The sequence below is a fragment of the Cupriavidus sp. GW823-FHT06D04 genome, from assembly GCF_058795055.1.
In genome coordinates this window covers 174,147-183,824 of the sequence record NZ_JBXAHL010000012.1, presented here as the reverse complement: position 1 = coordinate 183,824, position 9,678 = coordinate 174,147, and the positions used below count along the sequence as shown (strand labels likewise).

At 67.2% G+C, this 9,678-nt stretch carries 6 protein-coding genes; 2 read left to right on the top strand and 4 right to left on the bottom strand.

Going from position 1 to position 9,678, the window contains the following annotated elements; all coding sequences use genetic code 11:
• Positions 1–76: 76 nt before the first annotated feature.
• The 4 genes from AC1Q7H_RS17545 to AC1Q7H_RS17530 form a co-directional block, all read right to left on the bottom strand.
• Complete coding sequence (locus AC1Q7H_RS17545; RefSeq protein ID WP_153957025.1) at positions 77–1,399, bottom strand: TRAP transporter large permease; 1,323 nt, start codon at positions 1,397–1,399, stop codon at positions 77–79.
• Entirely contained in the window at positions 1,399–1,950 is a 552-nt protein-coding gene (locus tag AC1Q7H_RS17540; protein ID WP_153957026.1) for a TRAP transporter small permease subunit, read from the bottom strand. Before AC1Q7H_RS17540 ends, AC1Q7H_RS17545 begins: the two co-directional genes overlap by 1 nt.
• A gap of 92 nt (positions 1,951–2,042) precedes the next feature.
• Positions 2,043–3,008: a TRAP transporter substrate-binding protein gene (locus tag AC1Q7H_RS17535; protein WP_013956514.1), complete on the bottom strand. Its 966-nt coding sequence runs from the start codon at positions 3,006–3,008 to the stop codon at positions 2,043–2,045.
• A gap of 123 nt (positions 3,009–3,131) precedes the next feature.
• The gene (locus AC1Q7H_RS17530) at positions 3,132–4,496 is read right to left on the bottom strand and encodes an amidase (RefSeq protein ID WP_013956515.1); all 1,365 of its coding nucleotides are present in this window, start codon (positions 4,494–4,496) and stop codon (positions 3,132–3,134) included.
• Positions 4,497–4,754: 258 nt separating this feature from the next.
• Between AC1Q7H_RS17530 and AC1Q7H_RS17525 the strand changes: the two genes are divergently transcribed.
• Positions 4,755–5,360 carry a winged helix DNA-binding protein gene (locus AC1Q7H_RS17525; protein ID WP_013956516.1) on the top strand — a complete coding sequence of 202 codons (606 nt, stop codon included), beginning with the start codon at positions 4,755–4,757 and terminating at the stop codon, positions 5,358–5,360.
• A 190-nt stretch (positions 5,361–5,550) separates the two neighbouring features.
• Entirely contained in the window at positions 5,551–9,597 is a 4,047-nt protein-coding gene (gene purL, locus AC1Q7H_RS17520; protein WP_492381503.1) for a phosphoribosylformylglycinamidine synthase, read from the top strand.
• The last annotated feature ends 81 nt before the right edge of the window (positions 9,598–9,678 follow it).

Below are 9,678 nucleotides of genomic sequence, written 5' to 3'. Positions count from 1 at the left end.
CGAAGTGACTACGTAGAGCATCACGTAGCGCCGTAGGAATCCTCGTCCTTTCCGCCGTAAGGCGGCAGCCGAAGGCTTAGGACGGAGAGGATGTCAATTCCTGCTGCATGACAATGTCCGGCAGCCAGGTCACCACGACGGGCCAGATCGTGATGATGGCGATGGCCACCACCATCATCATGAAGAAGGGCAGCGAGACCCGCGCTATGTAGTTGCTGTCCTTGCCGGTCATGCTCTGCAGCACGAACAGGTTGAAGCCCACCGGCGGCGTCACTTCGGCGATCTCCACCAGTAGCACGATGAAGATGCCGAACCAGACCAGGTCGAAGCCGGCCGCCTGCACCATCGGCAGCACGGTCGCCGTGGTCAGCGCGATCATCGAGATGCCGTCCAGCGCCGTGCCCAGCACGATGTAGATCACCGTCAGCACGGCGATCAGCGCCCATGGCGACAGGTGCATCGCCGCCACCCATTCCGCCAGCGCGCGCGGGATGCCGGTAAAGCTCATGGTCACCGACAGGAACGAGGTGGCACCCAGCACGAACATGATCATCGCGGTCAGCCGCGTGGCCGACATCAGGCTGTCCCAGAACGCCGCGCGCGTAAGCGAGCCGCCCGCCCATGCCAGTCCCAGTGACGCCACCACGCCGTAGGCCGCGGCTTCTGTCGCGGTGGCATAGCCGGTGACCATGACCCAGGTGATAAAGGCGATCAGCACCATGCACGGCAGCAGCTGGCGGATCGATGCCAGCCGCGCGCGCCAGTTGAAGTGCTCCGACGCCGGGGTCTTGTCGGGGTTGGCCAGCGCCCAGGCCACGATATAGCCTGAGAACAGCAGCATCAGCAGCAGCCCCGGTATGAAGCCCGCCAGGAACACGCGGATGATCGACACGTCCGCCGACACCGCATACACCACCATGGTGATCGATGGCGGGATCAGGATGCCGAGCGTGCCCGCGCACGACAGCGAGCCGAGCGTGGTGCGCTCGTCGTAGCCGCGCCGCGTGAGTTCCGGCAGCGCCGACTTGGCGATGGTGGCGCAGGTGGCCGCCGACGACCCCGACACCGAGCCAAAGATGCCGCAGCCCAGGATGTTGACGTGCATCAGCCGTCCCGGCAGCCAGTTCAGCCAGGGCGAGAGCCCGTTGAACATCTGCTCGGACAGCTTGGTGCGGAACAGGATCTCGCCCATCCAGACAAAGAGGGGCAGCGATGCCAGCGTGTATGAGGCGCTCGACGACCACCATGCGTTGGCCAGGCTGACCAGCGCCTCGCGGTCCGAGAACACCACCAGCCCGACCCATGAGGTGACCGCAATGGCCACGGGGATCCACGCGCCGATCGCCAGGAAGACGATCATCACCAGCAGCAGGATCAGTGCAACGACGACTGTGCTCATCAGACCGTCTCCCCGAAATCGCCGGAGGCGAGCTTTTCTTCCTGGGCTACCTGGTAGCGCGGCTTCTGTCCGCGCACCACGCGCAGCCATTCATCGCCGACCGCCAGCAGGAAGCCGATGCAGCCGAGCACCGCGAAGCTCTGCGGCATCCACAGCGGAATCACGATCTGTCCCTGCGAGACATCGCCGATGTCCCAGCTCTGCCACGCAAAGGTGCCGAGCGCCCACGCCGCATATGCGGCAAACGCCAGGCAGATGGTCAGCGAGACCAGCTCCAGCACCCAGCGCCGGCGCGGGCCCACGGCCCCCAGCAGCATCTCGACGCGCACGATGCCGCCATGCTGGAAGGTCTGGCCAAGGATCAGGAAGGCGGACGCCGCGCACAGCCAGGCGACGATGTCATCGCCACCCTTGAAGATCACCGAGGTCTCCCGCGACAGCGACATCAGGATCATGATCACGCAGACGGCGAGGATGCACAGCGCGCCGAGCATGGCAAAGAGGTCAAGCAGGCGGTCGAGCCAGCGCTTGGAGGAGGGGGCAGTTGGCATGATGGACGGCGTCAGGGAGGGAGGGGGGCTCCCCGCCATGCCAGCCTGCGCGGCAAGGGCGGGGAGTTCATGGAGGCGGGCAGGCCCGCAGCCTACTTGCGGTAGGCGTCCAGGATGGCCTTGCCGTCCTCGCCCGCGCCCTTGGCCCAGTCATCCACCATGGTCTGGCCCACCTTCTGCATGTCGGACTTGAGCTGCGGCGAAGGCGGCTGCACCGTCATGCCGTTGCGCGACAAGGTCGCCAGGTACTCCTTGGTCTTCTGCTCCGACACCTGCCAGCCGCGCTTCTCGGCATCGGCCACGGCCTTGAGCAGGGCGTCCTGGGTCGGCTTGTCCAGCGCCGCGAACGCCTTCTTGCTGACCACCAGCATGTTCTTGGGCAGCCAGGCGTCCACCGTGTAGAAGTACTTCACGCTCTCCCACACCTTGGTGTCGACGCCGGTGGCGCCCGACGACATGAAGGAGTTGACCGTGCCCGTGGCCAGCGCCTGAGCCAGGTCGGCAGCCTGGATGGTCACCGGCTGGGCGCTGACCAGCTCGGCGATGCGCGAGGTGGCCGGGTTGTACGCGCGCCATTTCAGGCCCTTCATGTCCCCGGCCGAATTGATCGGCTTATTCGCATAGATGCCCTGCGGCGGCCACGCCACCGCGTACAGCAGCTTCATGCCCTGCTTGTCGAGCACCTTCTCGGTGGCCGGGCGCGAGGCCTGCCACAGCTTGTAGGCATCCCCATAGCTGGTGGCGAGGAATGGCACGGCATCGACGCCGAACACCGGGTTCTCGTTGGCCAGCAAGGACATCAGGATTTCGCCCATCTGCACCTGGCCGGTCTGCACGCCGCGCTTGATCTCGTTGGCCTTGAGCAGCGAGCCATTGGGATGCAGCACGATCTTGAGCTTGCCGCCGGTGGCCTTGTCCACGTCGTTGGCCATCTGCTGCAGGTTCTCGGTGTGCAGGTTGCTGACCGGATAACCGGTCGGCAGGTCCCACTTGGTATCCGCCTGTGCCGCCACGGCGGCCATCATCAGGCCGGCCGCAACGATTGCCTTGACTCGCATCTCGATCTCTCCTGGTGTGCGCGCGGGGGCGCGGTTGTACTGCTGGTTGCGTACTACCTGGTGCCGATCGTGCCCGCATTGGGGGGGGCACGTCGGCGCAAGATCAACGGCGCGGCGGCAGGCTCAGTCGTCGCGCTGTGAAGGTTGCACGATGCATTCCAACGCAAGGGCCGTGCCCAGCAGGTCGGCATCGCGCATCGGGCCGTGCGACAGCATCAGGCCCACGGGCAACTCGTCCGGCGCGTGGCAGGGCATCGAGATCGAGCAGCCGTCAAGGAAATTGAAGGCCGAGGTATTGCGCAGCAGCAGGGCATTGACGCGGAAGAATTGCGCATCATCGGTGCGCAGCGGCGCAATCTCGGGCGCGACCATCGGCACGGTCGGGCAGACCACGGCGTCGAAGCGGGCCAGGCGCGCTTGCATGCGGGCGATCCAGTCCAGCCGGGCGCGGCCCAGGTCGATATAGTCGGCGGCGCTGATATTGGCGCCGCGGTCGATGCGCGAGGCCACGCGCGGGTCGTACAGCTCGCGCCGTCCGGCCAGCAGGTGGCGGTGGATGGCAAAGGCTTCGGCCGAGCTGAAGCCGCCCTGGGCGTTCAGGCCCGCCAGCTCGCCAAGCTCGGGTAGGTCGACGTGCTCAAGCTGCACGCCGGCGGCCGACAGCCGGCCCAATGCCCGGTCGAAGGCACGGGCCACTACCGGGTCGAGGTCGTCCAGCAGGACCTGGCGCGGGATCGCCAGCCGCGTGGCGGCGGGGTTGGTCACGCGCGGGATCACTGCGCTGTCGGCGATCACGCTGTCCATGGCAATGCAGTCGCTGACCGTGCGCGCCATCGCGCAGGCGGTATCCAGCGTGTACGACAGCGGAAAGGCTCCAGTCAGTGGCACGCGCCGCGTGGTGGGCTTGAAGCCGGTGATGCCGCACAGCGCGGCGGGGATGCGGATGGAACCGCCGGTGTCGCTGCCAAGCGCCGCGACCGCCAGCCCCAGCGCCACCGAAACGGCCGCACCCGACGACGAGCCGCCCGGGATGCGTGCCACGCCATCCGTGCCGGCCGGGTTGACCGGCGTGCCGTAGTGGGGATTGATGCCCACGCCCGAGAACGCGAACTCCGTCATGTTGGTGCGCCCGACCAGGGCTGCCCCTGCCGCGCGCAGGCGGGCGACCACGGTGGCGTCCGCCGTGGCCGGCGCGGCATCCTTGCGCACCAGCGAGGCCGCGCTGGTGACTTCGCCGGCCACGTCGTACAGGTCCTTGACCGAAACCGGCAGCCCTGCCAGCGGATGCAGCGCCTTGCCGGCGCGGCCGGCGGCATCGGCTGCGCGCGCGACCTGGGCCGCAGCCTCGAAGGTGCTGTGCAGGAACACGGCCTCGGCAGCCGGCGTGGCGGCAAGCGCGGCCGCTTGCTCGATGATCTGCGCACGGCTGGTGGCGCCGTCGCGCAGGCGGGTGTTCAGGGTGTCGAGGTCGGGAAGCATGGATGGCATGGGGTCTGCGAACGGGGTGCGAGGGCGGGGCAGGCACCGCCATGGTGGCTGCCGCCTGCCAGCATGGGGAAGGGCGCGGTGCACATGCGCAGGGCCAGTCGTGGCCGGCGTCCTCCCTCATGCTTTACCTGTATTTATTAGGTGTTCATGCTCATAATTCGCCAATAAACTGTCAAGCTAAAATTGCCGGAGCGCGCCCCGGGCTTCTACCTAGCACAGCCAGCGCCAGCGCCACCCCCATCGAAAGGAGTCTCCCGCATGCCACGCAAACCAGCCGAGAGCGGGCACACCGCCGCCGCCGTGGCCGATGTCCCTGGCGTTGCCGGTAAGGCAAGGCCGGCCACCGCGCTGTCACGCGCGGCCGGGGCCAATATCGTGTCGTCGTCGCACCTGGTGTCGGTACGGAGCCCCGAGCTGTCCGAGTTCGAGTTCGGCCTGAATACCGCCTACAACGCCTACAGCCGCTGGGTGGTGCGCTGCATGGGCGCGGCCGGCGTGCGCGACCTGACCTTCCTGGACGTGCTGGTACTGCATCACGTGAACCATCGCGGACGGCCCAAGCGGCTGGCCGATATCTGCTTCGTGCTGAACGTGGAAGACACGCACCTGGTGACCTACGCATTGAAGAAGCTGCAGGGACTGGGGCTGGTGAGCGGGGAGCGGGTCGGCAAGGAGGCCACTTATTCGACCACCCCGGCCGGCACCGAGGCCTGCGCGCGCTACCGCGAGATCCGCGAGCAATGCCTGACCAGCAACTTCACCGAGGGCAGCGAAGAGAATGCCGAGATCGGCGAGCTCGCCCGGCTGATGCGGGTGCTGACCGGCCTGTACGAGCAGGCCGCGCGCTCGGCGACGTCACTCTGAGCCGTCCATTTGGTAAAAGTGATGCATAAGCATTATCAGGATGGGCCGTAACACGGCCCCGCCGTGATGTCGCAGTGCAAAATCCGGGTGCCGGCAAGGTACAATAGCGGTTTCCCGCCAGTCGGCACCCCATGCAGCGGTGCCGGCTAAGCAGCAGCCCCTACCTCACCGCCTCCCGACCGCTACGATCATGGCGCATTTCTCGTGCTTCCCCGGCGCTTTGGCGCTTTCCGCCTTCCGTCAGCAACGCCTGCTCACCGCCCTGCGGCAGATCGACGCCGATATTGAATCGGTGCATGGACAGTTCCTGCACTTTGTTGACGCACAGACGCCGCTGTCGGCCGAAGAGCAGTCCCGCGTGGCGGCGCTGCTGACCTACGGCGCGCCGTTTGCCGATCCGTCTGACGGCGACCGCTTCGTGGTGATCCCGCGCTTCGGCACGATCTCGCCGTGGGCCAGCAAGGCCACCGACATCGCCCATAACTGCGGCCTGACGCATATCCACCGCATCGAGCGCGGCATCGAGATCACCGTGATCTGCAAGAAGGGCCTGCTGCGCGGCCGCAAGACGCTGGACGCGGACACCCGCGCCGCCGTCGCCGCGCACCTGTTCGACCGCATGACCGAGACCGTGGTCGCCTCGCGTGACGATGCCGCCGGCCTGTTCCAGGAACTGCCGGCCAAGCCGCTGCGCTTTATCGATATCTCCGCCGGGCGCAGCGCGCTGGCCGCGGCCAATGTCGAGATGGGCCTGGCGCTGTCCGAGGACGAGATCGACTACCTGGTCGAGGCCTACGGCAAGCTGGAGCGCAACCCGACCGACGTCGAGCTGATGATGTTCGCGCAGGCCAACAGCGAGCACTGCCGCCACAAGATCTTCAACGCCACCTGGACCATCGACGGCGTGCAGCAGGACAAGTCACTGTTCGCGATGATCCGCAATACGCACCAGCTTAATCCGCAGGGCTCGATCGTGGCCTACTCGGACAACTCAGCGGTGATGGAAGGCGACGTGGCCGAGCGCTGGTTCCCGCGCGGCGATGACCACAAGTACGGCCGCCACGAGGCGCTGACGCACACGCTGATGAAGGTGGAGACGCACAATCACCCGACCGCGATCTCGCCGTTCCCGGGGGCCTCCACCGGCGCCGGCGGTGAAATCCGCGACGAGGGCGCGACCGGCCGCGGCGCCAAGCCCAAGGCCGGCCTGACCGGGTTCACGGTGTCAAACCTGATGCTGCCCGAGGCCGTCGAGTCCTGGGAAAACGACCGCGACGCCGCCCAGCCGGTGGCACACCGCAACCCCGACCACAAGCCCGGCGTGACCGGCAAGCCGGACCGCATCGCCTCGCCGCTGCAGATCATGATCGACGGCCCGCTCGGCGGCGCCGCCTTCAACAATGAATTCGGCCGCGCCAACCTGGGCGGCTACTTCCGCGTCTACGAGCAGAACGTGGGCGGGACCGTGCGCGGCTACCACAAGCCGATCATGATCGCGGGCGGCATCGGCAATATCGACGCCGGGCACACGCACAAGAATCCGCTGCCGGCCGGCACGCTGCTGATCCAGTTGGGCGGCCCGGGCATGCGCATCGGCATGGGCGGCGGCGCCGCCAGCTCGATGGCGACCGGTACCAATACCGCCGACCTGGACTTCGATTCGGTCCAGCGCGGCAACCCGGAGATGGAGCGCCGCGCGCAGGAAGTGATCAACGCGTGCTGGCAGCTCGGTGACGCCAACCCGATCCTGTCGATCCACGACGTCGGCGCGGGCGGCATCTCCAACGCTTTCCCGGAACTGGTGGACGGCGCCGACCGCGGCGCGCGCTTCGACCTGCGCCAGGTGCACCTGGAAGAGTCCGGCCTGTCGCCAGCGGAAATCTGGTGCAACGAGTCGCAGGAGCGCTATGTGCTGGCCATCGCGCCGGACAGCTTCCCGCAGTTCCAGGCCATGTGCCAGCGTGAGCGCTCGCCGTTCGCCGTGGTTGGCATCGCCACCGAAGAAAAGCAGCTGCAGCTGGTCGACGCCAGCGTCGACGCTGCGCTCAAGGAGCACTACGCCGTCGACATGCCGATGGACGTGCTGCTGGGCAAGCCGCCGCGCATGCACCGCGACGTCAAGCGCGTGGAAGAGGCATTGCCGGCCGTGGACGTGACCGGCATCAGCCTGGAGCAGGCGGTGCGCGACGTGCTGCGCCATCCGACGGTGGCCAGCAAGTCGTTCCTGATCAGCATTGGCGACCGCACCGTGGGCGGCATGAACGCGCGCGACCAGATGGTCGGCCCGTGGCAGGTGCCGGTGGCCGACGTAGCCGTGACCACGCTCGACTACAAGGGTAACGCCGGCGAGGCGATGACCATGGGCGAGCGCACCCCGCTGGCCGTGATCAACGCGCCGGCATCGGGCCGCATGGCGATCGGCGAGGCGCTGACCAACCTGGCGGCCGCGCCGGTCAAGGACCTGGGCAAGGTCAAGCTGTCGGCCAACTGGATGGCGGCCTGCGGCGTGGAAGGCGAAGACGCGAAGCTGTATGACACCGTGCACGCCGTCGGCATGGAACTGTGCCCGGCGCTGGGCATCAGCATCCCGGTCGGGAAGGATTCGCTGTCGATGCGCACCAAGTGGCAGGACGACGGCGTCAACAAGGAAGTGGTCGCGCCGGTATCGCTGATCATCTCGGCCTTTGCCGCGGTGGACGATGTCAACCGCACGCTGACCCCGCAACTGCGCACCGACGCCGGCGACACCGTGCTGATCGCTGTCGACCTGGGCCGTGGCAAGAACCGCATGGCCGGCAGCATCCTGGCGCAGGTCATGCAGCAGGTGGGCGACAGCGCCCCCGACGTCGACAATGCCGAAGACCTGAAGAACTTCTTCAACGTGATCCAGCGCCTGAACCGCGAAGGCAAGCTGCTGGCCTACCACGACCGTTCCGACGGCGGCTTCATGGCTGCGCTGGCGGAGATGGCCTTTGCCGGCCACTGTGGCGTGTCGCTAAACGTCGACATGCTGGCGCTGGACCCGCAGCAGGAGCAGGACTACGGCGACGCCAAGAACTGGGCGCAGCAGATTGCCGAGCGCCGCAACGACCAGACCCTGCGCGCGCTGTTCTCGGAAGAGCTGGGCGCGGTGGTGCAGGTGCGTATGGACGACCGCGACACGGTCTTCGCCGTGCTGCGCGAAGCCGGCCTTTCGGCCTGCAGCCATGTGGTGGGCAAGCCCAACGCGACCGACCAGATCGAGGTCTACCGCGATGCCAAGAAGGTCTTCGGCGCCTCGCGCACGGACCTGCAGCGCAACTGGAGCGAAGTCAGCTGGCGCATCTCGCGCCTGCGCGACAACCCGGCCTGCGCCGACAGCGAATACGACCGCCTGCTCGACGCCGCCGACCCAGGTATCAGCCCGGTGCTGACCTTCGATGCGGCCGAAGACATCGCCGCGCCGTTCATCGCCGCCGGCGCCCGTCCGCGCGTGGCCATCCTGCGCGAGCAGGGCGTCAACTCGCAGATCGAGATGGCGTACAGCATGGACCGCGCCGGCTTTGACACGCACGACGTGCATATGAGCGACCTGATCGCCGGCCGCGCCAACCTGGCCGACTTCAGCGGTTTCGTTGCCTGCGGCGGCTTCAGCTACGGCGACGTGCTGGGCGCGGGCGAGGGCTGGGCCAAGACCATCCTGTTCAACGCGCAGATGGCCGAGCAGTTCGCGGCCTTCTTCAACCGCCAGGACACTTTCGCGCTGGGCGTTTGCAACGGCTGCCAGATGATGAGCAACCTGGCCCCGATCATTCCGGGCGCGGGTGCGTGGCCCAAGTTCACGCGCAACCAGTCGGAGCAGTACGAAGCGCGCTACGTGACCGTGGAAGTGCAGTCCTCGCCGTCGATTTTCTTCGCTGGCATGGAAGGCAGCCGCATCCCGATCGTGGTTGCCCACGGCGAAGGGCTTGCCGACTTCTCGCAGCAGGGCAATATCGACCAGACCCACGTGGCGCTGCGCTTTGTCGACAACTACGGTGCGGTCACGCAGGCCTATCCGCTCAACCCGAACGGCTCGCCCGACGGCATTACCTCGGTGACCACCGTCGATGGCCGCTTCACCGTGCTGATGCCGCACCCGGAACGCGTGTTCCGTGCCGCGACCATGAGCTGGGCGCCGGATGCGTGGAAGCAGGTTGCCGACGGCGGCAGCCCGTGGATGCGGATGTTCCGCAATGCGCGGAAGTGGGTGGGGTAAGCATCAGCCCAGGGCCTGCGCCCTTCGTCCCAACCAAGAGCCACCGGCAGCGCCGGTGGCTTTTTAGTTTTTCGGCGATGC